General features: G+C 62.2%; 25 protein-coding genes. 21 read left to right on the plus strand and 4 right to left on the minus strand.

Features of this window, described 5'->3' with window-relative positions:
- The first annotated feature begins 320 nt into the window (after positions 1–320).
- The 6 genes from puuE to V5F23_RS20640 all read left to right on the plus strand — a co-directional run bounded on the left by puuE (position 321) and on the right by V5F23_RS20640 (position 6,072).
- Positions 321–1,262 (plus strand): allantoinase PuuE, encoded by a 942-nt coding sequence (puuE, locus tag V5F23_RS20615; protein WP_338496394.1) that lies wholly within the window; start codon positions 321–323, stop codon positions 1,260–1,262.
- Complete coding sequence (gene uraD / locus V5F23_RS20620; RefSeq protein WP_042732409.1) at positions 1,259–1,774, plus strand: 2-oxo-4-hydroxy-4-carboxy-5-ureidoimidazoline decarboxylase; 516 nt, start codon at positions 1,259–1,261, stop codon at positions 1,772–1,774. The genes puuE and uraD overlap by 4 nt, the downstream gene beginning before the upstream one ends.
- A gap of 64 nt (positions 1,775–1,838) precedes the next feature.
- Complete coding sequence (alc, locus tag V5F23_RS20625) at positions 1,839–2,834, plus strand: allantoicase (protein WP_042732408.1); 996 nt, start codon at positions 1,839–1,841, stop codon at positions 2,832–2,834.
- A 122-nt stretch (positions 2,835–2,956) separates the two neighbouring features.
- The gene (locus V5F23_RS20630) at positions 2,957–3,460 is read left to right on the plus strand and encodes an ureidoglycolate lyase (RefSeq protein WP_042732407.1); all 504 of its coding nucleotides are present in this window, start codon (positions 2,957–2,959) and stop codon (positions 3,458–3,460) included.
- A 52-nt stretch (positions 3,461–3,512) separates the two neighbouring features.
- Positions 3,513–4,814, plus strand: a complete 1,302-nt coding sequence (locus tag V5F23_RS20635) for a urate hydroxylase PuuD (protein WP_338496396.1) — start codon at positions 3,513–3,515, stop codon at positions 4,812–4,814.
- Positions 4,815–5,286: 472 nt separating this feature from the next.
- Complete coding sequence (locus V5F23_RS20640; protein WP_042728958.1) at positions 5,287–6,072, plus strand: outer membrane protein OmpK; 786 nt, start codon at positions 5,287–5,289, stop codon at positions 6,070–6,072.
- Between the two features lie 142 nt (positions 6,073–6,214).
- Here V5F23_RS20640 and V5F23_RS20645 read toward each other — a convergent pair whose 3' ends face one another.
- Both V5F23_RS20645 and V5F23_RS20650 read right to left on the minus strand, forming a co-directional pair.
- Complete coding sequence (locus tag V5F23_RS20645; RefSeq protein ID WP_042728957.1) at positions 6,215–7,375, minus strand: patatin-like phospholipase family protein; 1,161 nt, start codon at positions 7,373–7,375, stop codon at positions 6,215–6,217.
- Between the two features lie 36 nt (positions 7,376–7,411).
- On the minus strand, positions 7,412–8,344 hold the full coding sequence (locus V5F23_RS20650; protein ID WP_042728956.1) for a lipid A biosynthesis lauroyl acyltransferase: 933 nt from the start codon (positions 8,342–8,344) through the stop codon (positions 7,412–7,414).
- Positions 8,345–8,462: 118 nt separating this feature from the next.
- Between V5F23_RS20650 and minC the strand changes: the two genes are divergently transcribed.
- From minC to V5F23_RS20685, 7 genes are all read left to right on the plus strand, one after another.
- Complete coding sequence (gene minC, locus V5F23_RS20655) at positions 8,463–9,200, plus strand: septum site-determining protein MinC (protein ID WP_042728955.1); 738 nt, start codon at positions 8,463–8,465, stop codon at positions 9,198–9,200.
- Positions 9,201–9,401: 201 nt separating this feature from the next.
- Positions 9,402–10,214 (plus strand): septum site-determining protein MinD, encoded by an 813-nt coding sequence (gene minD / locus V5F23_RS20660; protein WP_042728954.1) that lies wholly within the window; start codon positions 9,402–9,404, stop codon positions 10,212–10,214.
- A complete protein-coding gene (gene minE / locus V5F23_RS20665) occupies positions 10,214–10,468 on the plus strand; it encodes a cell division topological specificity factor MinE (protein WP_003179111.1) in 255 nt (84 codons plus the stop codon). Before minD ends, minE begins: the two co-directional genes overlap by 1 nt.
- Positions 10,469–10,651: 183 nt before the next feature.
- Entirely contained in the window at positions 10,652–11,287 is a 636-nt protein-coding gene (locus V5F23_RS20670; protein WP_042728953.1) for an RluA family pseudouridine synthase, read from the plus strand.
- Positions 11,288–11,342: 55 nt separating this feature from the next.
- Positions 11,343–12,437, plus strand: a complete 1,095-nt coding sequence (locus tag V5F23_RS20675) for a hypothetical protein (RefSeq protein ID WP_042728952.1) — start codon at positions 11,343–11,345, stop codon at positions 12,435–12,437.
- Positions 12,438–12,538: 101 nt separating this feature from the next.
- Complete coding sequence (locus tag V5F23_RS20680; protein ID WP_042728951.1) at positions 12,539–13,828, plus strand: M18 family aminopeptidase; 1,290 nt, start codon at positions 12,539–12,541, stop codon at positions 13,826–13,828.
- A 139-nt stretch (positions 13,829–13,967) separates the two neighbouring features.
- Positions 13,968–14,150 (plus strand): hypothetical protein, encoded by a 183-nt coding sequence (locus V5F23_RS20685; RefSeq protein ID WP_003179103.1) that lies wholly within the window; start codon positions 13,968–13,970, stop codon positions 14,148–14,150.
- A gap of 8 nt (positions 14,151–14,158) precedes the next feature.
- On the opposite strand, the gene V5F23_RS20690 is transcribed toward V5F23_RS20685, so the two are convergent.
- The gene (locus V5F23_RS20690; RefSeq protein ID WP_042728950.1) at positions 14,159–14,890 is read right to left on the minus strand and encodes a UTRA domain-containing protein; all 732 of its coding nucleotides are present in this window, start codon (positions 14,888–14,890) and stop codon (positions 14,159–14,161) included.
- A gap of 350 nt (positions 14,891–15,240) precedes the next feature.
- Between V5F23_RS20690 and V5F23_RS20695 the strand changes: the two genes are divergently transcribed.
- From V5F23_RS20695 to V5F23_RS20720, 6 genes are all read left to right on the plus strand, one after another.
- Positions 15,241–16,308, plus strand: a complete 1,068-nt coding sequence (locus tag V5F23_RS20695) for an ABC transporter substrate-binding protein (RefSeq protein ID WP_042728949.1) — start codon at positions 15,241–15,243, stop codon at positions 16,306–16,308.
- Between the two features lie 186 nt (positions 16,309–16,494).
- Positions 16,495–17,301: an alkaline phosphatase family protein gene (locus tag V5F23_RS20700; RefSeq protein WP_047736487.1), complete on the plus strand. Its 807-nt coding sequence runs from the start codon at positions 16,495–16,497 to the stop codon at positions 17,299–17,301.
- Between the two features lie 5 nt (positions 17,302–17,306).
- Positions 17,307–18,143 carry an ABC transporter permease subunit gene (locus V5F23_RS20705; RefSeq protein WP_338498975.1) on the plus strand — a complete coding sequence of 279 codons (837 nt, stop codon included), beginning with the start codon at positions 17,307–17,309 and terminating at the stop codon, positions 18,141–18,143.
- Positions 18,130–18,930 (plus strand): ABC transporter permease, encoded by an 801-nt coding sequence (locus V5F23_RS20710; RefSeq protein ID WP_047736488.1) that lies wholly within the window; start codon positions 18,130–18,132, stop codon positions 18,928–18,930. Before V5F23_RS20705 ends, V5F23_RS20710 begins: the two co-directional genes overlap by 14 nt.
- Positions 18,927–19,916: an ABC transporter ATP-binding protein gene (locus tag V5F23_RS20715; protein WP_338496400.1), complete on the plus strand. Its 990-nt coding sequence runs from the start codon at positions 18,927–18,929 to the stop codon at positions 19,914–19,916. Before V5F23_RS20710 ends, V5F23_RS20715 begins: the two co-directional genes overlap by 4 nt.
- A gap of 34 nt (positions 19,917–19,950) precedes the next feature.
- The gene (locus tag V5F23_RS20720; protein ID WP_042728944.1) at positions 19,951–20,604 is read left to right on the plus strand and encodes an HAD family hydrolase; all 654 of its coding nucleotides are present in this window, start codon (positions 19,951–19,953) and stop codon (positions 20,602–20,604) included.
- Between the two features lie 147 nt (positions 20,605–20,751).
- Here V5F23_RS20720 and V5F23_RS20725 read toward each other — a convergent pair whose 3' ends face one another.
- The gene (locus V5F23_RS20725; RefSeq protein ID WP_042728943.1) at positions 20,752–21,714 is read right to left on the minus strand and encodes a zinc-binding dehydrogenase; all 963 of its coding nucleotides are present in this window, start codon (positions 21,712–21,714) and stop codon (positions 20,752–20,754) included.
- Between the two features lie 139 nt (positions 21,715–21,853).
- On the opposite strand from V5F23_RS20725, the gene V5F23_RS20730 reads away from it, so the two are divergent.
- Both V5F23_RS20730 and V5F23_RS20735 read left to right on the plus strand, forming a co-directional pair.
- On the plus strand, positions 21,854–23,932 hold the full coding sequence (locus V5F23_RS20730; protein WP_185057641.1) for a carboxy terminal-processing peptidase: 2,079 nt from the start codon (positions 21,854–21,856) through the stop codon (positions 23,930–23,932).
- 127 nt (positions 23,933–24,059) lie between these two features.
- Positions 24,060–25,835: a bifunctional diguanylate cyclase/phosphodiesterase gene (locus tag V5F23_RS20735; RefSeq protein WP_123578377.1), complete on the plus strand. Its 1,776-nt coding sequence runs from the start codon at positions 24,060–24,062 to the stop codon at positions 25,833–25,835.
- The last annotated feature ends 37 nt before the right edge of the window (positions 25,836–25,872 follow it).

Raw genomic sequence — 25,872 nt, forward strand, 5'->3', positions numbered from 1 at the left:
CGGCGATGAGCGAATTAAGACACTTTAAAAGAAAATTGTACACAATAAAAAACAGAAACTTTTCCGCCGACTCCATCGTCCCTGGGTCCGCGCCAATCTGCCGCCAAACCAGCAGATACGCTAAGCTTCTATCGGTTAATTGACCAAACGGGCAGATTTCTTGCAGTGTAGGCCTATACCGGGCAAGTGCGAAAATTGCGAAAATTCAGGCTTACAAACTGCACATAAAGTTGTATACAATCACTCCATCGTCGTGACGCCAGCCCAAGATCCATCACCGGGGCGCCACCTACATGGTTCGAACAAGAAGGAAGACTGCAGTGAGCGCTGACTACCCACGCGACCTGATCGGTTACGGCAGTAACCCTCCCCATCCCCAGTGGCCGGGCAATGCCCGTATCGCCCTGTCCTTCGTCCTCAACTACGAGGAAGGTGGCGAGCGCAACATCCTGCATGGCGACAAGGAATCCGAAGCGTTCCTGTCGGAGATGGTAGCGGCGCAACCGCTGCAGGGCGAGCGCAACATGAGCATGGAGTCGCTGTACGAGTATGGCAGCCGTGCCGGTGTCTGGCGGATCCTCAAGCTGTTCAAGTCATTCGACATCCCGCTGACCATTTTCGCCGTGGCCATGGCCGCCCAGCGCCATCCGGACGTGATCCGCGCCATGGTCGCCGCCGGTCACGAGATCTGCAGCCATGGCTACCGCTGGATCGACTACCAGTACATGAACGAAGCCCAGGAACGCGAGCACATGCTCGAAGCGATCCGCATCCTCACCGAAATCACCGGCGAACGTCCATTGGGCTGGTACACCGGTCGCACCGGGCCCAACACCCGTCGGCTGGTGATGGAAGAGGGCGGTTTCCTCTATGACAGCGACACCTACGACGATGACCTGCCCTACTGGGAACCCAACACCCCCAACGGCAAGCCGCACCTGGTGATCCCGTACACCCTCGACACCAATGACATGCGCTTCACCCAGGTGCAGGGGTTCAACAACGGCGACGACTTCTTCCAGTACCTCAAGGACGCCTTTGACGTGCTGTATGCCGAAGGCGCCGAAGCGCCGAAGATGCTCTCCATCGGCCTGCACTGCCGCCTGATCGGCCGCCCCGCCCGCCTTGCCTCGCTCAAGCGTTTCCTCGAATACGCCAAGCACCACGAGCAGGTCTGGTTCAGCCGCCGCGTCGACATCGCCCGTCACTGGCAACAGGTCCATCCCTGCCCCGGCGCATCGAAGCCAGGAGCGTCGAAATGACCGCGTTCCAGACCCTCAAGCCGTCCACCCTGAGCCGCGAAGCCTTCATCGAGGCCTTCGCCGACATCTATGAACATTCGCCATGGGTGGCCGAGAAGGCGTTCGACCTGGGCCAGGATCCGTCGATCGACCAGATCGAAACCCTGCACCAGCGCATGAGCGACATCCTTTTGAGCGCCGATCACGCCAGCCAACTGGCCCTGATCAACGCTCACCCGGACCTGGCCGGCAAAGCGGCCGTCCAGGGGCAACTGACCGAAGCCAGCACGCATGAACAGGCCGGCGCCGGTATCCACCAATGCACCAGCGAAGAGTTCCAGCGCTTCACCGAGCTGAACGACGCCTACAAGGCCAAGTTCAGGTTTCCCTTCATCATGGCGGTAAAAGGCAGCAACCGGCACCAGATCCTCGCGGCATTCGAAACGCGCATCCACAACCCGGTAGACACCGAGTTCAAGTGCGCGCTGGCGGAGATCAACAAAATCGCGTTGTTCCGATTACTGACCCTTTAGCGAGCAGCCACCTCCAGGGCTTGCAAGCATCCCCAGCCAACTTATTCAAAGGCAGACAAGAAGAATGAAAGCTTACGCCGTACCTTTCGAGAAGTTCGTCAACCTGGCCGACGCCCGTCTCGGCACCAAGATCATCTCGGTCACCGACGACTGGTTCGCCGACGCCAATCGCCTGTTCCAACCGACCCCGGCCGTCTGGAAAGAGGGCGTGTTCGATGACAATGGCAAATGGATGGACGGCTGGGAATCGCGTCGCAAGCGCTTCGAAGGCTACGACAGCGCCGTGATCCGCCTGGGCGTGGCCGGCACCATCAAGGGCGTGGACATCGACACTTCATTCTTCACCGGCAACTACCCGCCGTCGGCATCCCTGGAAGCCTGTTTCCTGGCCGAAGGCGAGCCGGACGACAACACCCAGTGGACTGAAGTGCTGTCGGCCGTCGAACTGCAAGGCAACAGCCACCACTACCACGAGATCAGTAACGACCAGGCGTTCAGCCACCTGCGCTTCAACATCTACCCCGATGGCGGCGTGGCCCGGCTGCGGGTCTACGGCATTCCGCATCGCGACTGGTCGGCGGTCGGCGACAACGAACAGATCGACCTGGCCGCCGCCCTCAACGGCGGTCGCGCCCTGGCCTGCTCCGACGAACACTTCGGCCGCATGAGCAACATCCTCAACCCAGGCCGTGGCGTCAACATGGGCGACGGCTGGGAAACCGCCCGGCGTCGCACCCCAGGCAATGACTGGGTGATCGTCGCCCTGGGCCATGCCGGCATCGTCGAGAAAGTGATCGTCGACACCCTGCACTTCAAGGGCAACTACCCGGACAGCTGCTCGATCCAGGGCGCGTTCGTCAAGGGCGGCACCGACAGCCAGATCGAAACCCAGTCGCTGTTCTGGCGCGAACTGCTGCCGAGCCAGAAACTGGAAATGCACGCCGAACACACCTTCGCCGAGCAGATCAAGGCCCTGGGGCCGATCACCCACATCCGCCTGAATGTGTTCCCGGATGGTGGGGTGAGCCGCCTGCGGGTGCTGGGCAAGGTATCGAAATAAGGGGTGAACCCAAATCGCGAGCAAGCTCGCTCCCACATTTGAAATGCATTCCCCTGTGGGAGCGAGCTTGCTCGCGATGGCGGCACAACAAACAACACAGAATTCAAGATAAGAAGACCAGCATGCGCACACTCAAGATCGAACCCTTGACCAAAGAAGCCTTCGCCCCGTTCGGTGACGTGATCGAAACCGACGGCAGCGATCACTTCATGATCAACAATGGTTCGACCATGCGCTTCCATCGCCTGGCGACGGTTGAAACCGCGATGCCGGACGACAAGGCGATCATCAGCATCTTCCGCGCCGACGCGCTGCAGATGCCGTTGACCGTGCGCATGCTGGAGCGTCATCCGCTGGGCAGCCAGGCCTTCATTCCGCTGCTCGGCAACCCCTTTCTGATCGTGGTCGCGCCACTTGGCGATGCACCTGTATCAGGCTTGGCCCGTGCCTTCGTCACCAACGGCAGGCAGGGCATCAATTACCATCGCGGCGTCTGGCACCACCCGGTGCTGACGATCGAAAAGCGGGATGACTTCCTGGTGGTTGATCGCAGTGGCACAGGCAATAACTGCGATGAGCATTTCTTCATAGAGGATGAGTGTTTGATCCTCGATCCCCACCAATAAGAGAAGCGTCCGATCACGCGAAAACAAGCGTGACGGGCGAGAGGTAAAGACTGTGGAAGCACATATGCTGGAATGGCTGAACCTGAGCGTTCGCTGGGTTCATATGATCACTGGCGTGGCCTGGATCGGCGCGTCGTTCTACTTCGTCTGGCTGGAAAACAACCTCAACCGCGTCAACCCCAGGAGCGGCCTGGCCGGCGACCTGTGGGCCATCCACGGTGGCGGCATCTATCACCTGGAAAAATACAAACTCGCGCCACCGGCCATGCCGGACAACCTGCACTGGTTCAAGTGGGAAGCCTACTTCACCTGGATGTCGGGCATTGCGCTGCTGTGCGTGGTGTTCTACTGGAACCCGACCGTCTACCTGCTGGCACCCGGCAGCGGACTGAGCGGCCCGCAAGGCGTGGCCCTGGGCCTCGGCTCGTTGTTCGCCGGCTGGTTCATCTATTCGTTTCTCTGCGACTCGGCCCTGGGCAAGCGCCCTGCCCTACTCGGCGGGATCCTGTTCGTGCTGCTGATCGCGGCGGCCTATGGCTTCAGCAAGGTGTTCAGTGGTCGTGGTGCCTACCTGCACGTCGGCGCGGTGATCGGCACGATCATGGTCGGCAACGTGTTCCGCATCATCATGCCGGCCCAGCGCGCCCTGGTGGCCGCCATCGCCGAGAACCGCACGCCCGATCCGGCCCTGCCGGCCAAGGGGTTGCTGCGCTCGCGCCATAACAACTACTTCACCCTGCCGGTGCTGTTCATCATGATCAGCAACCACTTCCCGAGCACCTACGGCAGCCCATACAACTGGCTGATCCTGGCCGGTATCGCCGTGGCCGCGGTGTTGGTGCGTCATTACTTCAACACCCGCCACGACAGCAACCGGTTTGCCTGGACATTGCCGGTCGGCGCCCTGGCGATGATTTGCCTGGCGTATGTCACCGGGCCCAAGCCTCCATCGAGCGCCCCGGAGGTCGCCAAGGCCCCGGCGACCATCGAGTATCAGCCACTGCCGGAAACCGCCGTGGGCGGGGGTGCCAAGCCGGCGACCACGCCGGCCGCACCGGCGGCACAACCTGCCCAGGCCTCCAACGTCCAGGGCCCGTCGTTCGAGAAGGTCCACAACGTGATCCAGGAACGCTGCTCGGTCTGCCACTCGGCCAAGCCCACCAGCCCGCTGTTCAGCGCGGCGCCGGCCGGGGTGATGTTCGACACGCCGCAGCAGATCAAGGAACAGGCCGCGCGCATCCAGGCCCAGGCCGTGACCAACCAGATCATGCCCCTGGGCAACATCACCCAGATGACCCAGCAGGAACGTGACCTGATCGGCGCCTGGATCAACCAGGGCGCGCAGACCCACTGAGAACCGCGCCACACGATACCGCTGACGGGCAGCCGGCACACGACCGGCCGCCCGCCAGCGACGGCCTGCCTCAACAATAAAAACAAGAGGAAAGCACCGGATGATCCAACCCTGCCTCCCTGCCCCAGGCCCGTCGTCCAGGCGCCGCCGCACGGCACTTGAGCCCGTCGAGACAAGCCCGTATCCTGCGCGCCCGTTCGACCCCGAACGCCTCATAACAATACTCAGACCCTGACCCACACGCCCGCGTGTTCCAACGTTGCGCGCAGGCGTCCTGAAATCCCTTTTCGACTGTTGCAACACGGCTGATCGAGCCTTCGCCGCCATGGCGGAACAGGCACGACGCTCGCTGTCAGCGCTTGTCACGAGCAAAAAGCTGACCGAACGGATGTTTTAACTCCGTGAAAAAAGGCGCCACACCAGAGCGCTGACTGAAAAAAGCGGTACCAACTTACCTTTGGGAGCAAACCGAATGAAACGCACGTGCACCAGCCTGATCGTCGCAGGATCCTTGTTGGCCGGCGGCCAGGCCATGGCCGACGACCTGTTCCAGTGGCAGAACAACAGCCTGACCTACCTGTACGGCAAGGATTTCCAGGTCAACCCGCGCATCCAGCAGACCGTGACCTTCGAGCACGCCGATGCCTGGAAATACGGGGACAACTTCTTCTTCCTCGACCGGATCTTCTACAACGGCAAGGAAGACGGCCAGGCGGGACCGAACACCTACTACGGCGAGTTCAGCCCACGCCTGTCGTTCGGCAAGATCTTCGACCAGAAGCTGGAACTGGGCCCGATCAAGGACGTGCTGCTGGCGATGACGTATGAGTTCGGCGAAGGCGACAACGAGTCCTACCTGATCGGTCCGGGCTTCGACCTGGCGATTCCCGGCTTCGATTACTTCCAGCTGAACTTCTACAACCGCCAGACCGAAGGCCCACGCGCCGGCGACAACGTCTGGCAAATCACCCCGGTCTGGGCCTACACCCTTCCCGTGGGCTCGTCCGACATCCTGATCGACGGTTTCATCGACTGGGTGGTGGATAACGACCGTAATTCCAAAGGCACCTACCACGCCAACCTGCACATCAACCCGCAGATCAAGTACGACCTGGGCAAGGCCCTGAAGCTGGGCGACAAGCAGCTGTACGTGGGGGTGGAATATGACTACTGGAAGAACAAGTACGGGATCGAAGACAGCGAAGGGTTCAAGACCAACCAGAGCAACACCAGCTTTTTGCTGAAGTATCACTTCTGATATTCAGCCCGCAGCTAATCCCCCTGTGGGAGCGGGCTTGCTCGCGAAGACGGCAGCACATCCGGCCTGGATGCAAGCTGACCCGACGCTTTCGCGAGCAAGCCCGCTCCCACAGGGATTCTGAGTTGACTGACCTTCTTTGTCATTCCTGAGCCAACCGCAAAAACCGACTCAACGCCTCGCGTTGGGCCAGCGCATCCTGGCGGCCCAGCTCGATCAGTTCGCTGCAATACCCCGCCTCGAACAACAGGTAGCTCAGCACGCCCGCGCCGCTGGTCTTGGTCGCGCCCGGGCCGCGCAGGAATACCCGCAGCGCACGAGGCAGCTCCTGGCGATGGCGCGCGGCGATTTCGTCGATGGGCTGGCTCGGGGAAATCACCAGCACGTCCACGGGTGCCGCCCCCAGGGCATGAGCCGGGACGTCGTCGGGCAACAGGTGGCTGAAGCCGTTCAAACGTTGAAGCAACTCGATGTCGCTTTCCAGGCTGTCGATGAAGGTACTGTTGAGCATGTGCCCACCGATCTGCGCCAGGGTCGGTTGCAGGCCGGTGTAGCTTCGCTCCGAGGGGGTTTGCCCGCCAGCGCCCCGAGGGTTGCCGCTGACGCCGATGACCAGCACGCGGTTGGCGCCCAGGTGCAGGGCCGGGCTGATCGGCGCCGATTGCCGCACCGCACCGTCGCCGAAATACTGCGGGCCGATCTTGACCGGCGCGAACAACAGCGGGATCGCCGAGCTGGCCAGCAGGTGCTCCACCGACAACAGCGCCGGCACGCCAATGCGCCGATGCCGCAGCCAGGCATCGATGGTGCCGCGGCCCTGGTAGAACGTCACGGCCTGGCCGGATTCATAGCCGAAGGCCGTCACCGCCACCGCCCGCAGTTGTTGCTCGGCGATGGCCTGCTCGATGCCCGAGGCGTGGAACTGTGCCTCCAGCAGCGCCCGCAAGGGCGAACTGTCGATCAGCGCCACCGGCAACTTGGCCCCCAGGCCCAGCAAGCTGTGGGTGATGAAGCGTGTCGCCTGGCCCAGCACGCCGCGCCAGTCGCTGCGCATGACCTGGTGGCTGCGCACCGTTCGCCAGAATGCTGTCAGCCGTTCGATGGCGCTCTTGAAGTCCATCGCCCCGCTCGCCAGGCTGACGGCGTTGATCGCCCCCGCCGACGTGCCGACGATCACCGGAAAGGGATTTTGCCCGCCCTCGGGCAGCAACTCGGCAATCGCCGCCAACACCCCCACTTGATACGCTGCCCGAGCCCCGCCACCGGAAAGAATCAAACCTGTAACGGGTTCAGCTGGGGTCATCGCCATGCTCCGTGCTCAAGGGATATCAAAAAAAACTCAGCCGCGTTTGTCGTACAGCTTGGGCTCGCCCGGTGGGCGGCTCTTGAAGCGCCGGTGGGCCCAGAGGTACTGCTCGGGACAATCGCGCACCGATTGCTCGACCCATTGATTGATGCGGATGCAATCGGCTTCCTCGCTCTCCCCTGGGAAATCCGCCAGCGGCGCCTGGATCACCAGGCGATAACCGCTGCCATCGGCCAGGCGCTCCTGGGTGAACGGCACGACCAACGCCTTGCCCAGGCGGGCGAACTTGGTGGTCGCGGTGACCGTTGCCGCCTGGATACCAAAGAGTGGCACAAACACGCTTTGCTTGGCGCCGTAATCCTGATCCGGCGCGTACCAGATCGCCCGGCCGGCACGCAGCAGCTTGAGCATGCCGCGCACGTCGTCACGCTCCACCGCCAGGGAATCGAGGTTGTGCCGCTCGCGGCCTCGGCGCTGAATGAAGTCGAACAGCGGGTTCTTGTGTTCGCGGTACATGCCATCGATGGTGTGCTGCTGGCCGAGCAAGGCTGCGCCGATTTCAAGCGTGGTGAAGTGCAGCGCCATCAGGATCACGCCCTTGCCTTCGCGCTGGGCCTGCTTGAGGTGCTCCAACCCCTCGACATGGGCCAGCCTGGCCAGGCGCGAACGCGACCACCACCAGCTCATGGCCATTTCGAAGAAGGCAATGCCGGTGGACGCGAAGTTTTCCTTGAGCAGGCGCTTGCGCTCAGCAGCGGACTTTTCCGGGAAACACAGCTCCAGGTTGCGGCGGGCAATGCGCCGTCTGTCGCCGGCGGCCCGGTACATCAGTGCACCCAATGCACGACCGACCCGCAGCAGCAACGGATACGGCAGCTGGACGACCAGCCACAACAGCCCCAGGCCGCACCACAGCAGCCAGAAACGCGGATGAAAAAAAGCAGCTCGAAAACGCGGGCGATCCATTACAGCTTCCACAAAGACATGGGCCGCGCATTCTACATCGTTCGACCCGGCTTGCGGCTCGCGGACGATCTCGTTATAAGTCTCGGCACTTTTAGCGACAAGTCGTTGTACACCGACCATGAGCCAAACCGAACCGCTAGACCAAGATCCCGTGTTCCAGTTGAAGGGCAGCATGCTCGCCATTACGGTGCTGGAGCTGGCCCGCAACGACCTGGAGAGCCTTGACCGGCAGTTGGCGGCAAAAGTCGCCCAGGCACCGAATTTCTTCAGCAACGCCCCGCTGGTGCTGGCCCTGGACAAGCTGCCGCCCGGCGAAGGCGCGGTGGACCTGCCAGGCCTGATGCGCGTGTGCCGCCATCACGGCCTGCGCACCCTGGCCATCCGCGCCAGCCGCATCGAGGACATCGCCGCCGCCATCGCCGTGGACATTCCGGTGCTGCCGCCGTCCGGTGCCCGCGAGCGGGTGCTGGAACTGAGCCCGGTCGACACCAGGAAAACCCCGGAAAAACCACCCGAGCCAACCGTCAAGCCGACACGGGTCATCACCTCGCCCGTACGCGGCGGGCAACAGATTTATGCCCAGGGTGGCGATCTGGTCATCGTCTCGTCGGTCAGCCCGGGTGCGGAACTTCTGGCCGATGGCAACATCCATGTATACGGCCCGATGCGCGGTCGCGCACTGGCCGGCGTCAAGGGCGATACCAAGGCCAGGATCTTCTGTCAGCAATTGAGCGCCGAGCTGGTTTCCATCGCCGGACAATACAAGGTCTCCGAAGACCTGCGTCGCGACCCGCTGTGGGGCGCCGGCGTACAGATCAGCCTGTCGGGCGACGTGTTGAACATCATTCGGCTTTAACGGATACTGCCGCATTTTCCAAGCATCTCTAAAACGTAGCGAAAACGGCTTAAACGACGCAGGAAACAGGACCAGGCAGTATTTACCGGAGGTAAATCCCGCCCCCAGTCCGATTCCCGCCAGGCCTGTCCACTTGCAGCAGTTTTCCAGAGATGTTTTTCAGGGGCTGACAAAGTCCTTTTTCCTTAGGGGTGAAACACCTTGGCCAAGATTCTCGTGGTTACATCCGGCAAGGGTGGTGTGGGTAAGACCACCACCAGCGCCGCTATCGGTACCGGCCTCGCTCTGCGCGGGCACAAGACAGTCATCGTCGACTTCGACGTCGGCCTGCGTAACCTCGACCTGATCATGGGTTGCGAGCGTCGCGTGGTCTATGACTTCGTCAACGTGGTCAACGGCGAAGCGAACCTGCAACAGGCCCTGATCAAGGACAAGCGCCTTGAGAACCTCTACGTGCTGGCCGCCAGCCAGACCCGTGACAAGGACGCGCTGACCCAGGAAGGCGTGGAAAAAGTCCTGATGCAACTCAAGGAAGACTTCGAGTTCGTGGTCTGCGACTCCCCGGCCGGTATCGAGAAAGGCGCCCACCTGGCCATGTACTTCGCCGACGAGGCGATCGTGGTGACCAACCCGGAAGTGTCGTCGGTACGTGACTCCGACCGCATGCTGGGCCTGCTGGCGAGCAAATCGCGCCGCGCCGAAAACGGCGAAGAGCCGATCAAGGAACACCTGCTGCTGACCCGCTACAACCCGCAACGGGTCAGCGACGGCGAAATGCTCGGCGTCGAAGACGTCAAGGAAATCCTCGCCGTGACCCTGCTGGGTGTGATTCCCGAATCCCAGGCCGTACTCAAGGCTTCCAACTCGGGCGTGCCCGTGATTCTTGACGACCAGAGCGACGCCGGCCAGGCGTACAGCGATGCCGTCGATCGCCTGCTGGGCAAGACCGTGGAGCATCGATTCCTCGATGTAACGAAGAAAGGTTTCTTCGAGCGCCTGTTTGGAGGTAGGTAATGAATCTTTTTGACTTCTTTCGTGCCAACAAAAAGCCCAGTACCGCCTCGGTCGCGAAAGAGCGTCTACAGATCATCGTGGCGCACGAACGCGGCCAACGCAGCACCCCTGACTACCTGCCGGCCTTGCAGAAGGAACTGGTGGAAGTGATCCGCAAGTACGTCAACATCGGTAGCGATGACGTGCACGTGGCACTTGAAAGCCAGGGCAGTTGCTCGATTCTGGAACTCAATATCACCCTGCCGGATCGCTGATAGATCCTGCGGGAGCCACGGCGGCTCGGGTCCCCACAGCCTTTTTTGTGGGAGCGAGCTTGCTCGCGAACGCGGTTTTCCAGACACATTGATCTTGAATGTGCCACCGCCTTCGCGAGCAAGCTCGCTCCCACGAGGGCCGGGCCCGAGCCGCCGTTGGCGTTTGTAAAGAGACTGTCTGCAATGCCCCTGTCCAACATTCGCATCATCCACCAGGACGCCGCCGTGCTGGTGGTCGACAAGCCGACCCTGCTGCTGTCCGTGCCCGGTCGGGCCGACGACAACAAGGACTGCCTGATCACCCGCCTGCAAGAAAACGGCTATCCGGAAGCGCGAATCGTGCACCGACTGGACTGGGAAACCTCCGGCATCATCCTGCTGGCCCGCGATCCGGACAGCCATCGCGAACTGTCCCGGCAGTTTCATGACCGCGAAACCGAAAAAGCCTACACCGCCCTGTGCTGGGGCCAACCGGCGCTGGACAGTGGCAGCATCGACCTGCCGCTGCGCTACGACCCGCCGACCAAGCCTCGCCACGTGGTGGACCACGAACACGGCAAGCACGCCCTGACGTTCTGGCGCGTGCTGGAGCGCTGCGGCGACTGGTGCCGGGTCGAACTGACCCCCATCACCGGGCGCTCGCACCAGTTGCGCGTGCACATGCTCTCCATCGGTCATCCGTTGCTGGGCGACGGGCTCTACGCCCACCCGCAAGCCCTGGCCGCCTGGCCACGCCTGTGCCTGCACGCCAGCATGCTGAGCTTCACCCATCCACTGAGCGGCGAACGCCTGCGCTTCGAATGCCCGGCACCCTTCTGAGCACCGCGGTACACAACAGATGGCTCCCCTCGATTTAAGGTTTGGCAATCCGGTTATGGCTCTACACGAAACCCCTGTCGACAAAGTCCCCCACCAGTTGCTCTACCTGGTCTACGGCGACCAGGACGTCTACCGCCACGAGGCCAAGTTCAGCATCCTGACCGCCCTGGCCCACGGCAAGCCGTCGACCCTGCCGCGCATCCGGGTTCTCACCGACCGCCCCGAGGACTTCCAGGGCTGGCCGGTCGAGACCCTTGCCCTGAGTGCCGAACGGCTGGCGCAATGGCAGGGCGAGCATGGCTACATTCACCGTCGTAAGGCTTGCGCCATCGCAGCGGGCCTGACGCTGGCGCAAAAGACCCTGTTCGTCGACACCGATACGCTGTTCCTCGACGACCCCGACCTGTTGTTCCAGCAGATCCAGCCGGGGCAGTACCTGATGGACAGCTTCGAGTACGACTGGGACTACGTCTGCGAGCGCGAGGATTACCGTCGACTGGGCACGCACCTGGCCGCCCACGGCGTGAACCGGGGCAACGGCTTCAAGCTCTACAACAGCGGTTTGTGCGGCGTGACCGACAACGATGCAGGCCTGCTGGCCCAGGCCATCGAACGGATCGATCAGTGGACCGAAGGCGGCTTCGACATCCACACCATCGAGCAGATCGCCATTTCGTTCGGCTTGCGACACGCGACCGTGCGCGAAACCAGGCGGCAGGTGTATCACTACTTCGCCGAGAAGCGCTTCTTCCACACCATGCAGGCACACTTCTTCGCCCAGCACGGCGAAGCCTTCAGGCCAGCGCTGGTGGAGCGCTGCCATGAAGTACCGCGCAGCAAGCCGTTCCCGACGGCCTGGCGGCGCCTGACAATCAAGTGGAAGTTGCGCAACCAGCGCGGCGCGGCGCGCAAGATCGGCCGCGACCTGTTGTATGGCAGCGCGGCGCCGAGCCATCCGTACTACGACCTCTGCCGGCATCACTGGTGGGATTCGGCCGCACGGGAAATTCAGCGCCTGGACCCACAGCGCCAGCAGCGGCTGTTTGGCCAATTGGAACGCTGGCCACGGGACCTGCCGGAACCGTCCAGGCCACAGGACAAGGCCCTGATCATGGCTCACCTGCGCGAGCGAGTCGCCACTTCGGGCTGATGGCGAGCAAGACACCGGCGAGGCTCGCATCGCCGGGATTGTGCCTGCAATGCAGACGGTCGATGGGGTAAACTGCCGCCCATTGCTGTCTGGAGTTACTTATGCGCGCAGAGTTGAACCAGGGCCTGATCGACTTCCTCAAGGCCTCCCCCACCCCTTTCCATGCCACCGCCAGCCTTGCCCAACGCCTGGAGGCGGCGGGTTACCAGCGCCTGGACGAACGCGACACCTGGACCACCGAGGCCAACGGTCGCTACTACGTCACGCGCAACGACTCCTCGATCATCGCCTTCAAGCTGGGTCGCAACGCCCCGCTGCATGACGGCATTCGCCTGGTCGGCGCCCACACCGACAGCCCGTGCCTGCGGGTCAAGCCGCAACCGGAACTGCAACGCCATGGGTTCTGGCAACTGGGTGTGGAAGTCTACGGCGGCGCGTTGCTGGCGCCGTGGTTCGACCGCGACCTGTCCCTGGCCGGGCGCGTGACCTTCCGCCGCGATGGCAAGGTCGAGAGCCAGCTGATCGACTTCAAGGCACCGATCGCGACGATTCCGAACCTGGCCATCCACCTCAATCGCGAAGCCAACCAGGGCTGGGCCATCAACCCGCAGAACGAGCTACCGCCGATCCTCGCCCAGTTCGCCGGCGACGAACGCGTCGACTTCCGCGCCGTGCTCACCGATCAACTGGCCCGCGAACACGGCCTGAACGCCGACGTGGTGCTCGATTACGAGTTGAGTTTCTACGACACCCAAAGTGCCGCGGTCATTGGTCTGCACGGCGATTTCATTGCCGGCGCGCGCCTGGACAACCTGCTGTCGTGCTATGCGGGGCTGCAAGCCTTGCTCAATGCCGACACTGAAGAAACCTGCGTGCTGGTGTGCAACGACCACGAGGAAGTCGGCTCTTGCTCGGCGTGTGGCGCCGACGGGCCGATGCTGGAACAGACCCTGCGTCGCTTGCTGCCGGAAGGTGAAGAGTTCGTACGCACCATTCAGAAATCCCTGCTGGTGTCGGCCGACAACGCCCACGGCGTACACCCCAACTATGCCGACAAGCACGACGCCAACCACGGCCCCAAGCTCAACGCCGGGCCGGTGATCAAGGTCAACAGCAACCAGCGCTACGCCACCAACAGCGAAACCGCCGGGTTCTTCCGCCACCTGTGCATGGCCGAAGAAGTCCCGGTGCAAAGCTTCGTGGTGCGCAGCGACATGGGCTGCGGCTCGACCATCGGCCCGATCACCGCCAGCCAGCTGGGCGTGCGCACCGTGGACATCGGCCTGCCGACCTTCGCCATGCACTCGATCCGCGAACTGTGCGGCAGCCATGACCTGGCGCACCTGGTGAAGGTGTTGAGCGCGTTCTATGCGTCTCGCGAATTGCCCTGATCAGAACGATTCCCTGTGGCGAGGGGATTTATCCCCTCGCCACAACAGCGTTCGACCCAAGGCACTGACTGGGATCATCACACCCCAGCCAAACCCCAACTAGACTGACCTTATCGCCCTCTCCGACAAGGCCGTCGCCATGATCTCGATGTCTGCTTTCAATGCCATGCTGGTGCCGATCATCGCCGGCATGATCCTGCTGGCCATCGGTTTCAACTTCCGTGACAAGAACGTCGGCGTGTTTGCCATGTGGATCGGCATGCTGCTGATCCTCGCCACGGTGGTGTTCAAGATCCTGACCAAGCTCAACGAGTCGCTCTGACCTTGCCCTCAGGTCTGCGCCGGTTGCTCCGGCACGTCGACGCCGACATGGATCGCATCGTGTCGCCAGAACTCCAGGTCGCAGTCGATCAGCCGCTGATGCTGGTCGTAGTTGACCCGAGCAATGCGCAACCCGGGGCTGCCCACCGACACCTTCAGCGCCGCCGCGGCTTCCGGTTGCAGTGAGGTGGGCACGATTTCGAACTTCACCCGACCGTAGTGCAGGTCGTAGTGCCGGGCGTACAGCTCGGTCATGGACTGGTTGAGGTCGAATTCGAGGATGCCCGGAAAGTACTGCGGGTTCAGGTAATGCTCGACGTACAACACCAGGCGCTCATCGATACGCCGCGCCCGGCAGATCTGGATCACGCTCGACAGCGCCGGCAACTGCAACCAGGCACACACCGCCGCCGAGGCCGGTTGCAGGCGCGCCGAGATCACCTGGGTGGAAGGCACCCGCCCTTGCGCCGTGACCATGGCGTGGAAATGGCTGCGCTGCATCAGGTTGTAGGCCAGCCGAGGGGGCGAGACGAACCAGCCCCGGCGCTCTTCCCGATAAATCTGCCCCTGGGCTTCCAGCTGTAGCAAGGCTTCACGCACGGTAATGCGCGTGGTGCCAAACAACTCACTGAGCTTGCGCTCGGCCGGTAGCTTGCTACCCGGCGCCAGCAACCCATGGTCGAGCTGCTCTTGCAGGACCTGTCCGATGGCTGTCACCGCCTTGGTTGCATCGATGCGCATCAACGTTACCTATCTGGACTAGACCAGCACTGTTCCGGGGCGCGATCGCCCACCTGGCGACCCCGCTGCTTCTTCCAGCAAGCCTAGGCATTGCACATGACTGGCAGATGACAAAGGCGCCGAACGGTAGGCCTTGCACTGTGCAAACAACCGGCCAAGTCCTTTCAAATCAGCTGTTTAACCATGGTCTACGCTTACTCGGTGGCCAACCCGCACGCACCTGGGATTTGCCGGCCCCCGCGGCGCCGACATCAAAATGTCACAGGGCTCGCCTACATTGGCTCAGGTATTGCTGACCTAGACCAACACAACCGCAATCGCAGCGTTGAAAACGCCCATAGGAGCTTCGGATGAAACAGCTTTTCCTGGCATCACTGTTAGGCTCGACCATTGCCATGTGCACCGCCGCCATGGCCGCTGATACCGATCTGAAAACGTTGGAAGCCGCTGCGAAAGCGGAAGGCGCCGTCAACAGCGTCGGCATGCCCGATGACTGGGCGAACTGGAAAGGCACCTGGGAAGACCTGGCGAAACAATACGGCCTCAAGCACGTTGACACCGACATGAGCTCGGCCCAGGAAATCGCCAAGTTCGCCGCCGAGAAAGACAACGCCAGCGCCGACATCGGCGACGTCGGTGCCGCCTTCGGCCCTATCGCGGTCAAGCAGGGTGTGGTCCAACCCTACAAGCCAAGCACCTGGGACCAGGTCCCGGCCTGGGCCAAGGACCAGGATGGCAACTGGGCGCTGGCCTACACCGGCACCATCGCATTCATCGTCAACAAGAAACTGCTGCACGGCTCCGACGTACCGACCAAGTGGGCTGACCTGAAGGGCGGCAAGTACAAGGTCTCCATTGGTGACGTGAGCACCGCCGCCCAGGCCGCCAACGGCGTGCTGGCCGCCGCACTGGCCAACGGTGGCGACGAGAAGAACCTGCAACCGGCCCTGCTGATGTTTGCCGAGATTGCCAAGCAAGGTCGCCTGTCCATGGCCAACCCGACCATCGCCACGATGGAAAAGGGTGAAGTGGAAGTCGGCGTGGTCTGGGACTTCAACGGCCTGAGCTACAAGGCCAAGATGGCCAACCCGGATGACTACGTCGTGCTGATCCCGTCCGATGGTTCGGTCATCTCCGGCTACACCACCATCATCAACAAATACGCCAAGCACCCGAACGCCGCCAAGCTGACCCGCGAATACATCTTCAGCGACGCCGGCCAGATCAACCTGGCCAAGGGCAACGCCCGGCCGATCCGCGCCGAGCACCTGACCCTGCCGGAAGAGGTCAAGGCCAAGCTGCTGCCGAACGAGCAGTACAAGCACGTCACGCCGATCAAGGACGCCGACGCCTGGGAGAAAACCTCCAAGGCCCTGCCACAGAAATGGCAGGAAGAAGTGATCATCAATATGCAGTGAGGCGCTAGTCAGCCCCGCTCGGATATCCAACGAAGATCCAATTGTGGGAGCGAGCTTGCTCGCGATAGCGGTGTATCAGCCAGCATTGATGTCGACTGACACGCCCTCATCGCGAGCAAGCTCGCTCCCACATTGGACCTGCGGTGAATCCGAGTTTTCTGGTGTCCATCCGGAGTTTTGGTATCCATGAAGCACAACGTCATCCTGGTGCTGCTCGACGGCCTCAATTACGAAGTCGCCCGGCACGCCATGGGACATTTGCAGGCTTATGTCGGCGCAGGACGCGCGGCGCTGTACAAACTGGAATGTGAACTGCCGGCCCTGTCCCGCCCACTCTACGAATGCATCCTCACCGGCGTCGCGCCCATCGACAGCGGTATCGTGCACAACAACGTCTCGCGCCTGTCCAACCAGCGCAGCATCTTCCACTACGCCACCGACGCGGGCCTGAGCACGGCGGCCGCGGCCTACCACTGGATCAGCGAGCTCTACAACGCCTCACCGTTCGCAGCCGGTCGGGATCGGCATGTCGAGAACCCCGGGCTGCCCATTCAATACGGGCATTTCTACTGGAATGACCACTACCCCGACTCGCACCTGTTCGCCGACGCCGAACACCTGCGCCAACGCCACCAGCCGAACTTCCTGCTGGTGCACCCGATGAACATCGACGACGCCGGGCACCAGCATGGCCTCGACACGCCGCAGTACCGCAACAGCGCCCGCTCGGCCGACATCAACCTGGCGGTCTACCTGCAAGCCTGGCTCGACGCCGGCTACCAGGTGCTGGTGACCGCCGACCACGGCATGAACAATGACCGCTCCCACAACGGCCTGCTGGCCGAAGAACGGGAAGTGCCGCTGTTCGTCCTCGGTGACGGCTTCAGCCTCGACCCCGCCGCAACGCCCCGGCAGCTCGAACTGTGCGGCACCGTGTGCCAGTTGCTCGGCATCGACCACGACAAACCCTATTGCCAGGAATTACTCAAGTGAACGCCATGACGCGCGGCAAATGGCTGGCAGCGTTGTGCCTGGTGCCCTTCGCGATTTTCTTCATCGTGTTCCAGATCGCCCCGCTGGTCTGGGTGCTGGTCAACAGCCTGGAATCGGAAGAGTTCGGCTGGGGCCTGGCCAACTTCAGCAAGATCTTCAGTTCCAAGTTCTACCTGCAGGCGATCCAGCACAGCCTGGAGATCAGTTTCTGGTCCAGCGTATTCGGCATCATCATCGCCGTGCTTGGCAGCTACTCCCTGCGCCGGGTCGATTCGCGGCTGCGCAACTTCGTCAACGCCTTCGCCAACATGACCAGCAACTTCGCCGGCGTGCCCCTGGCCTTCGCCTTCATCATCCTGCTCGGCTTCAACGGCAGCATCACCCTCATGCTCAAGCAGGCGGGGATTATCGAGGACTTCAACCTGTATTCGAAAACCGGGCTGATCATCCTCTACACCTACTTCCAGATCCCCCTGGGCGTGCTGCTGCTCTATCCGGCCTTCGACGCGTTGCGCGAAGACTGGCGCGAGTCCGCCGAACTGCTGGGCGCCAACGGCTGGCAGTTCTGGCGGCACATCGGCTTGCCGGTGCTGACCCCGGCGTTGCTGGGCACGTTCGTGATCCTGCTGGCCAACGCCCTGGGCGCCTACGCCACGGTCTATGCGCTGACCACCGGTAACTTCAACGTCCTGCCAATCCGCATCGCCGCGATGGTTTCCGGCGACATCTCCCTGGACCCGAACCTGGCCAGCGCCCTGGCCGTGGTGCTGGTGGCGCTGATGACCCTGGTGACCATCGTCCATCAGTTGCTACTCAAGAGGAGCTACCATGTCTCGCGCTGAATCGAGCCCCGCCGGGCTTTATCATCGGGCGGTGGTGTACCTGCTGTTCGCCGTCCTGCTGCTGCCCCTGGCCGGCACGCTGGTGTACTCCATCGCCAGCAGTTGGTCGGCCACCGTGCTGCCGGCGGGCTTCACCTTCAAGTGGTACGTGCAGCTGTGGAGCGACCCGCGCTTTCTCAGCGCCTTCGGCCAGTCGCTGATCGTCTGCGTGGGCGCGCTAGTGCTGTCGGTGGTGCTGATCCTGCCGCTGCTGTTCGTGGTGCATTACCACTTCCCGAAACTCGATGCGCTGATGAACATCCTCATCCTGCTGCCCTTCGCGGTGCCGCCGGTGGTGTCGTCGGTAGGGCTGCTGCAACTCTACGGCTCCGGACCGCTGGCGATGGTCGGCACGCCCTGGATCCTGATCGGCTGCTACTTCACCGTGGCCCTGCCGTTCATGTACCGGGCGATCACCAACAACCTGCAAGCCATCAACCTGCGTGACCTGATGGACGCCGCCCAACTGCTCGGCGCCAGCACGTTCCAGGCGGCCGTGCTGGTGGTGCTGCCAAACCTGCGCAAGGGTTTGATGGTAGCGCTGCTGCTGTCGTTCTCGTTCCTCTTCGGCGAGTTCGTGTTTGCCAACATCCTCGTTGGCACCCGCTATGAAACCTTGCAGGTTTACCTCAACAACATGCGCAACAGCAGCGGACACTTCACCAGCGCGCTGGTGATTTCCTACTTCTTCTTCGTACTGGTCCTGACCTGGGCGGCCAACATCTTGAACAAGGACAAAAGCCAATGAGCTACGTCAGCGTCCAACACCTGCAAAAGACCTACGCCGGCACGCCGGTGTTCAGCGACATCAACTGCCAGATCGGCCAGGGCGAGTTCGTCACCCTGCTCGGCCCGTCCGGCTGCGGCAAGTCCACGCTGTTGCGCTGCATCGCCGGCCTGACCGCCGTGGACGCCGGCCAGATCCTGCTGGACGGCCAGGACATCGTCCCACTGAGCCCGCAGAAGCGCGGGATCGGCATGGTGTTCCAGAGCTACGCCCTGTTCCCCAACATGACCGTCGAACAGAACGTCGCCTTCGGCCTGCGCATGCAAAAGGTCGAGGCCCAGGACAGCCGCCAGCGGGTGCTGGAGATCCTGCGCCTGGTGGAGCTGCACGATTTCGCCGCGCGCTATCCCCATCAGTTGTCCGGTGGCCAATGCCAGCGTGTCGCCCTGGCCCGCTCCCTGGTGACCCGCCCGCGCCTGTTGCTGCTGGACGAACCGCTGTCGGCCCTGGATGCGCGGATTCGCAAGCACCTGCGCGAACAGATCCGTCAGATCCAGCGCGAACTCGGCCTGACCACGATCTTCGTCACACACGACCAGGAAGAAGCACTGACCATGTCTGATCGGATTTTCCTGATGAACCAGGGAAAGATCGTACAGAGCGGCGATGCCGAAACCCTGTATACGGCGCCCGTCGATGTGTTCGCCGCCGGCTTCATCGGCAACTACAACCTGTTGGACGCCGACAGCGCCAGCCGCCTGTTGCAGCGGCCAGTGAACGGGCGCATCGCCATTCGCCCGGAAGCCATCGAGCTGAGTCGCAACGGCGAACCGAACGCACTGATCCGTAGCCACAGCCTGCTCGGCAACGTGATCCGCTATCGGGTCGAGGCCCGTGGCGTGGAATTGGTGGTGGACGTGCTCAATCGCTCGGCCGCCGACCTACACCCCGATGGCGCCCGCCTGGCGCTTTCCATCGATCCGTCGGCCCTGTGTGAGGTAGCCTGATGGCCTTGTTGATTCTGAAGAGAGAAGCGCGCTGATGGCCCTGGCAATTTTTGATCTGGACGAAACCCTGATCCACGGCGACTGCGCCACCCTCTGGAGCGAACAGATGGGACGCCTGGGCTGGGTCGATCCCGAGTCGTTCATGCGGCGCAACAACGAACTGATGGACGCCTACAGCCACGGCAAGCTGCGCATGGAAGCGTACATGGACTTCAGCCTGGAACCGATGATCGGCCGCACGCCGGAGGAAATCGAACACCTGGTGGCGCCGTGGGTGGAGGACGTCATCGAGCCGATCATCTTCAGCGACGCCACCCGTACCATCGCCGAACACCGCAAGGCTGGCGACCGGATCCTGGTGATCTCGGCCTCGGGCACGCACCTCGTCAAGCCGATTGCCGAACGCCTGGGCATCGACGAGGTCCTGGCGATCGAGCTTGAAGTGGCCCATGGGGTCTACAGCGGCAAGACCGTGGGCACCCTGACCTACCGCGAAGGCAAGATCACCCGGCTGCTGGACTGGCTGGACGCCGAGGAAGAAAACCTCGAAGGCGCCAGCTTCTACTCCGACTCACGCAACGACCTGCCGTTGTTGCAGCGGGTGGACCATCCCCATGTGGTCAACCCGGACCCGGTCCTGAAGGCCCATGCCGAAGCCGCCGGATGGCCGATTCACACCTGGAAATAACCCGGCCCACGTTGGGAGCAGTGAACGCAATACAACCTGAATCGCCCTGTGGGAGCGGGCTTGCTCGCGAAAGCGGTGGGTCAGCCTGAATCGATTTCGGATGGACCGCCGTCTTCGCGAGCAAGCCCGCTCCCACAGGCGCCAAACTCAACTCAAGCTCGCATCAACCACCAACACCACCTTCCCGGACACTTGGTTGGTCGCCAACTCCGCAAACGCCGCCTCCGCATCCTGGATGGCAAAGGTCTTGGCCAACTGCGGACTCAAGCGACCCTCGGCGAACAACGGCCAGACCTGCTGGCCCAACTCGCTGATCAGGTCGGCCTTGAACTGATCGTCGCGGCTGCGCAGGGTCGAGCCGAGCAACTGGATGCGCTTGCCCAACACCTGGCCCAGGTCGAACTCGGCCGTGCGACCGCCCATGAGCCCGATCATGACCCAGCGCCCGTCAACTGACAAAAGTTTCACGTTGAGCTGGGCATAGCTCGCCCCCACCGGATCGAGGATCACGTTGAAGGGGCCAAGGTCGTTCAGCCGCTCGATATCATCGGTGCGCACCACGCCGCCCTGGGCGCCCAACGCTTGGCAATAGGCCAGTCGATCAGCCGAGCCGACACTGACCCAGCACGGGTTGCCGAACGCCTTGCACAGCTGGATCGCGGCCGAACCAACGCCGCTGGCGCCCGCGTGCAACAGCACTTTTTCACCCGGCTTGAGCGCCGCCAGTTGAAACAGATTCAGCCACGCGGTGCTGTAGACCTCAGGCAGCGCGGCGGCTTCAGCCAAAGACAGGCCTTCGGGCACCGGCAACACATGGCGACCGTCGACCACCACTTCCTCGGCCATGCCGCCGCCGGCCAGCAACGCGCAGACGCGGTCGCCCACCTGCCAGGAGGCGCCCGGGCCGACCTCGCTGATCACCCCGGAACATTCCAGCCCCAACACCTGGCTGGCACCGGGCGGCGGCGGATAATGCCCGGCTTTTTGCAACAAATCGGCTCGATTCAAGCCAGCCGCCGCCACACGAATGCGCACTTGTCCTACATCGCACACGGGACTTGGCTCATCTGCCCATACCACTTGGCCTTCAACGCCTTGCAATGCTTTCACGGTGCCTCCATAGTGAGTCTCGACTGGGCCCGCTGCTGTAACGCCGGGCTTTCTTGCATTATGCGCCCGGGCCACATGGAACCGGCGACTTCAAAGACGGCCTAATATGCGTTATCAATTGTCCCTGCGTCGAATCAGCATGAAGCAACTGTTCCCCAGCACCGCCCTCGCGCTTGTCATTGGCCTCGGCCTGTTGCCACTGTCGAGCGATACGTTCGCAGCCAACAGCTGGGACAAGCTTCAGCCTGATCGCGACGAGGTGATCGCCAGCCTTAACGTCGTCGAATTGCTCAAGCGTCATCACTACAGCAAACCGCCGCTCGATGACGCGCGCTCGGTCATCATCTATGACAGCTACCTGAAGCTGCTTGATCCCTCGCGCAGTTATTTCCTGGCCAGCGATATCGCCGAATTCGACAAGTGGAAAACCCAGTTCGACGACTTCCTCAAGAGCGGCGACCTGAACGCCGGGTTCATCATCTACAAGCGTTATCTGGACCGCGTGAAGTCGCGCCTGGACTACGCCTTGGCCGAGCTGAACAAGGGCGTCGACAAGATCGACTTCAATGCCAAGGAAACCTTACTGGTGGACCGCAAGGACGCCCCTTGGCTCAAGAGCACCGCCGAACTCGATGACCTGTGGCGCAAACGCGTCAAGGACGAGGTGCTGCGCATGAAGATCGCCGGCAAGGAGCCCAAGCAGATCCAGGAAACCCTGACCAAGCGCTACAAGAACCAGTTGGCCCGCCTGGACCAGACCCGTGCCGAAGACATCTTCCAGGCGTACATCAACACGTTCGCCATGTCCTACGACCCGCACACCAATTATCTGTCGCCGGATAACGCGGAAAACTTCGACATCAACATGAGCCTGTCCCTGGAAGGCATCGGCGCCGTGCTGCAAAGCGACAACGACCAGGTCAAGATCGTGCGCCTGGTACCAGCCGGTCCGGCGGACAAGACCAAACAGGTCGCCCCGGCGGACAAGATCATCGGCGTGGCCCAGGGCAACAAGGAAATGGTCGACGTGGTCGGCTGGCGCCTGGACGAAGTGGTCAAGCTGATCCGTGGCCCGAAAGGCTCGGTGGTGCGCCTGGAAGTCATCCCGGCGAGCAATGCGCCGAACGACCAGACCAGCAAGATCGTGTCCATCACCCGTGAAGCGGTGAAGCTGGAAGAGCAGGCGGCGAAGAAGTCGATCCTCAACCTCAAGCAGGACGGCAAGGACTACAAGCTCGGCGTTATCGAGATCCCGGCCTTCTACCTGGACTTCAAGGCGTTCCGCGCCGGCGACCCGAACTACAAGAGCACCACCCGCGACGTCAAGAAGCTGCTGACCGAGCTGCAGAAGGACAAGGTCGACGGCGTGGTCATCGACCTGCGCAACAACGGCGGCGGCTCCCTGCAGGAAGCCACCGAGTTGACCAGCCTGTTCATCGACAAGGGCCCGACCGTACTGGTGCGTAACGCCGACGGCCGAGTGGATGTGCTGGAAGATGAAAACCCAGGTGCGTTCTACAAAGGCCCGATGGCGTTGCTGGTCAATCGCCTGTCCGCCTCGGCCTCGGAGATTTTCGCCGGCGCCATGCAGGACTACCACCGCGCATTGATCATCGGCGGCCAGACCTTCGGCAAGGGCACGGTGCAGACCATCCAGCCGCTCAACCATGGCGAGCTGAAACTGACCCTGGCGAAGTTCTACCGGGTTTCCGGCCAGAGCACCCAGCATCAGGGCGTGCTGCCTGACATCGATTACCCGTCGATCATCGACACCAAGGAAATCGGTGAAAGCGCCCTGCCCGAGGCGATGCCGTGGGACACCATCAAGCCGGCGATCAAGCCCGAGCTTGACCCGTTCAAGCCGTTCCTGGCCCAGCTCAAGGCCGAGCATGACAGCCGCACGGCCCAGGACGCGGAGTTCGTGTTCATCCGTGACAAGCTGGCCCTGGCGCAGAAATTGATGCTGGAGAAAACCGTCTCCCTCAACGAAGCCGACCGTCGCGCACAACACGCCGATATCGAGGCCAAGCAACTGGCCATGGAAAACCTGCGTCGCAAGGCCAAGGGCGAAGAGCCGCTCAAGGAACTGAAGAAAGAAGACGAGGACCTGATCACCGAGCCGGAAAAAACCAAGCCGGAAGACGATGCCTACCTGAGCGAGACCGGGCGGATCCTGCTGGATTACCTGAAACTCAACACGGCGATCGCCAAACACTGAAGATGATGGCCATTTAATGGTGACACTCGTCGAGCTGTCATCAAAATGACATCAGTCTGTCGTGAAATACAGGACGGGGCGCCCCGGCAGGGGTCGCCCGGTCCTTTTTTTATCGCCAGAGATCGCCATGACCACGACAGAACAGCTGAGTGCCTTGAGTTCAATTCTGGCTCAAAGCGGTTTGCACAGCCTGTTCCAACCCATCATCTGCCTCTCTGAACGACGCATCATCGGCTATGAAGCCCTGACGCGCGGCCCCTCGAACAGCCCGCTGCACTCCCCCATCGCCCTGCTCTCCGTCGCCCGCCAGGCCGGGCGTCTCAGCGAACTGGAACTGGCCTGCCGCCGCAGCGCCTGCCAGCGCTTCAACGAGCAAAAGCTGCCGGGCAAGCTGTTCCTCAACGTCTCACCCGAATCCCTCCTGGAATCGGCCCATGAGACCGGGCGCACGTTGCAACTGCTACAGGATTACGGCATCCCGCCCAGCCAGGTGGTGATCGAACTGACCGAACAAACCCCCATCGATGATTTCCAACTGCTGCAGACCGCCCTGCATCACTACCGGGCGATGGGGTTTTCCATTGCCCTGGACGACCTGGGCGCCGGCTATTCGAGCCTGCGGCTGTGGTCCGAATTGCGCCCCGACTATGTGAAGATCGACCGGCATTTCATCGACGGCATTCACCAGGATGCGCTCAAGCGCGAGTTCGTCGGCTCGATCCTGAAGATCGCCCGCACCTCGCGGGCCCAGGTGATTGCCGAAGGGATAGAACTGCCGGAAGAACTGGCGGTGCTGATCGAAATGGGCGTCGACCTGGTCCAGGGTTACCTGCTCGCCCGTCCCCATGAACAGCCTTCGCGCGATGCCCGGGCGTTGATGCCCCGCCAGGACGGCGGCGCGGTGACGCTGACCGATGAAGTCAACGACCTCGGCGCGTTGCTCAACGAACAACCGGCCGTGGCTCACAACACACCGACGGCCATCGTGCTGGACGCGTTCCGGCGCCAGGCCAATCTCAATTCCCTGGCCGTGCTGGACGACCAGGGCCAGCCCTGCGGCATCGTTCATCGCCATTCACTCTCGGACGCCCTGCTCAAGCCCTTCGCCACCGACCTGTTCGCCCGCAAGCCCATCAGTCGGCTGATGAGCGATGATTTTCTCGCGGTGGAGTTGAACCAATCGCTGCAGCAAGTCAGCCGCCTCATCACCAGCCGGGCCCGACAGCGCATCGAAGAAGACTTCATCATCACCCTCAATGGCGGCTACATGGGCCTGGGCCGGGTGATCGACGTGCTTAAGCTGATCACCGAACTGAAGATCCAACAGGCTCGCTACGCCAACCCGCTAACCCTGCTGCCGGGCAACGTACCGATCCAGCAATGCCTGACGCGCCTGCTCCAGCAGCGCCAAGAGTCGGTGATCTGCTACGTGGACATCGACAGCTTCAAACCCTTCAACGACATCTACGGCTACGGCCGCGGCGACGAAGTGCTGCTGTGCCTGGCCCAATGCCTGAACGAACGCATCGACCCCAGTCGCGACTTCGTCGGCCACATCGGCGGCGACGACTTCCTCCTGGTCCTCGGCCCGGAAGACTGGCGCAAACGCCTGGACCAACTCCTGACCGACTTCCAGACCCACTGCCGCCGCTTCTACCGCCCGGAACACCTGGAAGCCGGCTGTTTCACAGCGTTGAATCGACAGGGCGTACGCCAGGAGTTTGCACTGCTGTCGTTGTCCATCGGCGTCGTGCACCTGCGTTCGGACGCCTGCGAGGCGTTGGATGCCAGCCAACTGGCGGAACTGGCTTCGCAGGCGAAGCATCATGCCAAGGAGATTTTGGGGGGGAGTTTGTATTTGGTTGAGGCTGAGGCGTCAGAATGCATCGAAGCCACGGTGTAAGAAGAGTTACTGATCCGCGGTCCCATAACGCTATTTA

The organism is Pseudomonas sp. WP18 (assembly GCF_036689585.1).
GTDB classification, from domain to species: domain Bacteria; phylum Pseudomonadota; class Gammaproteobacteria; order Pseudomonadales; family Pseudomonadaceae; genus Aquipseudomonas; species Aquipseudomonas chlororaphis_E.

Excerpts from the sequence above, each read along its gene's own strand:
- uraD (WP_042732409.1), top strand. The coding sequence starts at position 1,259 with ATGACCGCGTTCCAGACCCTCAAGCCGTCCACCCTGAGCCGCGAAGCC.
- alc (WP_042732408.1), top strand. The coding sequence starts at position 1,839 with ATGAAAGCTTACGCCGTACCTTTCGAGAAGTTCGTCAACCTGGCCGAC.
- V5F23_RS20630 (WP_042732407.1), top strand. The coding sequence starts at position 2,957 with ATGCGCACACTCAAGATCGAACCCTTGACCAAAGAAGCCTTCGCCCCG.
- V5F23_RS20640 (WP_042728958.1), top strand. The coding sequence starts at position 5,287 with ATGAAACGCACGTGCACCAGCCTGATCGTCGCAGGATCCTTGTTGGCC.
- V5F23_RS20645 (WP_042728957.1), bottom strand. The coding sequence starts at position 7,375 with ATGACCCCAGCTGAACCCGTTACAGGTTTGATTCTTTCCGGTGGCGGG.
- V5F23_RS20650 (WP_042728956.1), bottom strand. The coding sequence starts at position 8,344 with ATGGATCGCCCGCGTTTTCGAGCTGCTTTTTTTCATCCGCGTTTCTGG.
- minC (WP_042728955.1), top strand. The coding sequence starts at position 8,463 with ATGAGCCAAACCGAACCGCTAGACCAAGATCCCGTGTTCCAGTTGAAG.
- minE (WP_003179111.1), top strand. The coding sequence starts at position 10,214 with ATGAATCTTTTTGACTTCTTTCGTGCCAACAAAAAGCCCAGTACCGCC.
- V5F23_RS20670 (WP_042728953.1), top strand. The coding sequence starts at position 10,652 with ATGCCCCTGTCCAACATTCGCATCATCCACCAGGACGCCGCCGTGCTG.
- V5F23_RS20675 (WP_042728952.1), top strand. The coding sequence starts at position 11,343 with ATGGCTCTACACGAAACCCCTGTCGACAAAGTCCCCCACCAGTTGCTC.
- V5F23_RS20680 (WP_042728951.1), top strand. The coding sequence starts at position 12,539 with ATGCGCGCAGAGTTGAACCAGGGCCTGATCGACTTCCTCAAGGCCTCC.
- V5F23_RS20685 (WP_003179103.1), top strand. The coding sequence starts at position 13,968 with ATGATCTCGATGTCTGCTTTCAATGCCATGCTGGTGCCGATCATCGCC.
- V5F23_RS20690 (WP_042728950.1), bottom strand. The coding sequence starts at position 14,890 with ATGCGCATCGATGCAACCAAGGCGGTGACAGCCATCGGACAGGTCCTG.
- V5F23_RS20695 (WP_042728949.1), top strand. The coding sequence starts at position 15,241 with ATGAAACAGCTTTTCCTGGCATCACTGTTAGGCTCGACCATTGCCATG.
- V5F23_RS20700 (WP_047736487.1), top strand. The coding sequence starts at position 16,495 with ATGAAGCACAACGTCATCCTGGTGCTGCTCGACGGCCTCAATTACGAA.
- V5F23_RS20705 (WP_338498975.1), top strand. The coding sequence starts at position 17,307 with ATGACGCGCGGCAAATGGCTGGCAGCGTTGTGCCTGGTGCCCTTCGCG.
- V5F23_RS20710 (WP_047736488.1), top strand. The coding sequence starts at position 18,130 with ATGTCTCGCGCTGAATCGAGCCCCGCCGGGCTTTATCATCGGGCGGTG.
- V5F23_RS20715 (WP_338496400.1), top strand. The coding sequence starts at position 18,927 with ATGAGCTACGTCAGCGTCCAACACCTGCAAAAGACCTACGCCGGCACG.
- V5F23_RS20720 (WP_042728944.1), top strand. The coding sequence starts at position 19,951 with ATGGCCCTGGCAATTTTTGATCTGGACGAAACCCTGATCCACGGCGAC.
- V5F23_RS20730 (WP_185057641.1), top strand. The coding sequence starts at position 21,854 with ATGAAGCAACTGTTCCCCAGCACCGCCCTCGCGCTTGTCATTGGCCTC.
- V5F23_RS20735 (WP_123578377.1), top strand. The coding sequence starts at position 24,060 with ATGACCACGACAGAACAGCTGAGTGCCTTGAGTTCAATTCTGGCTCAA.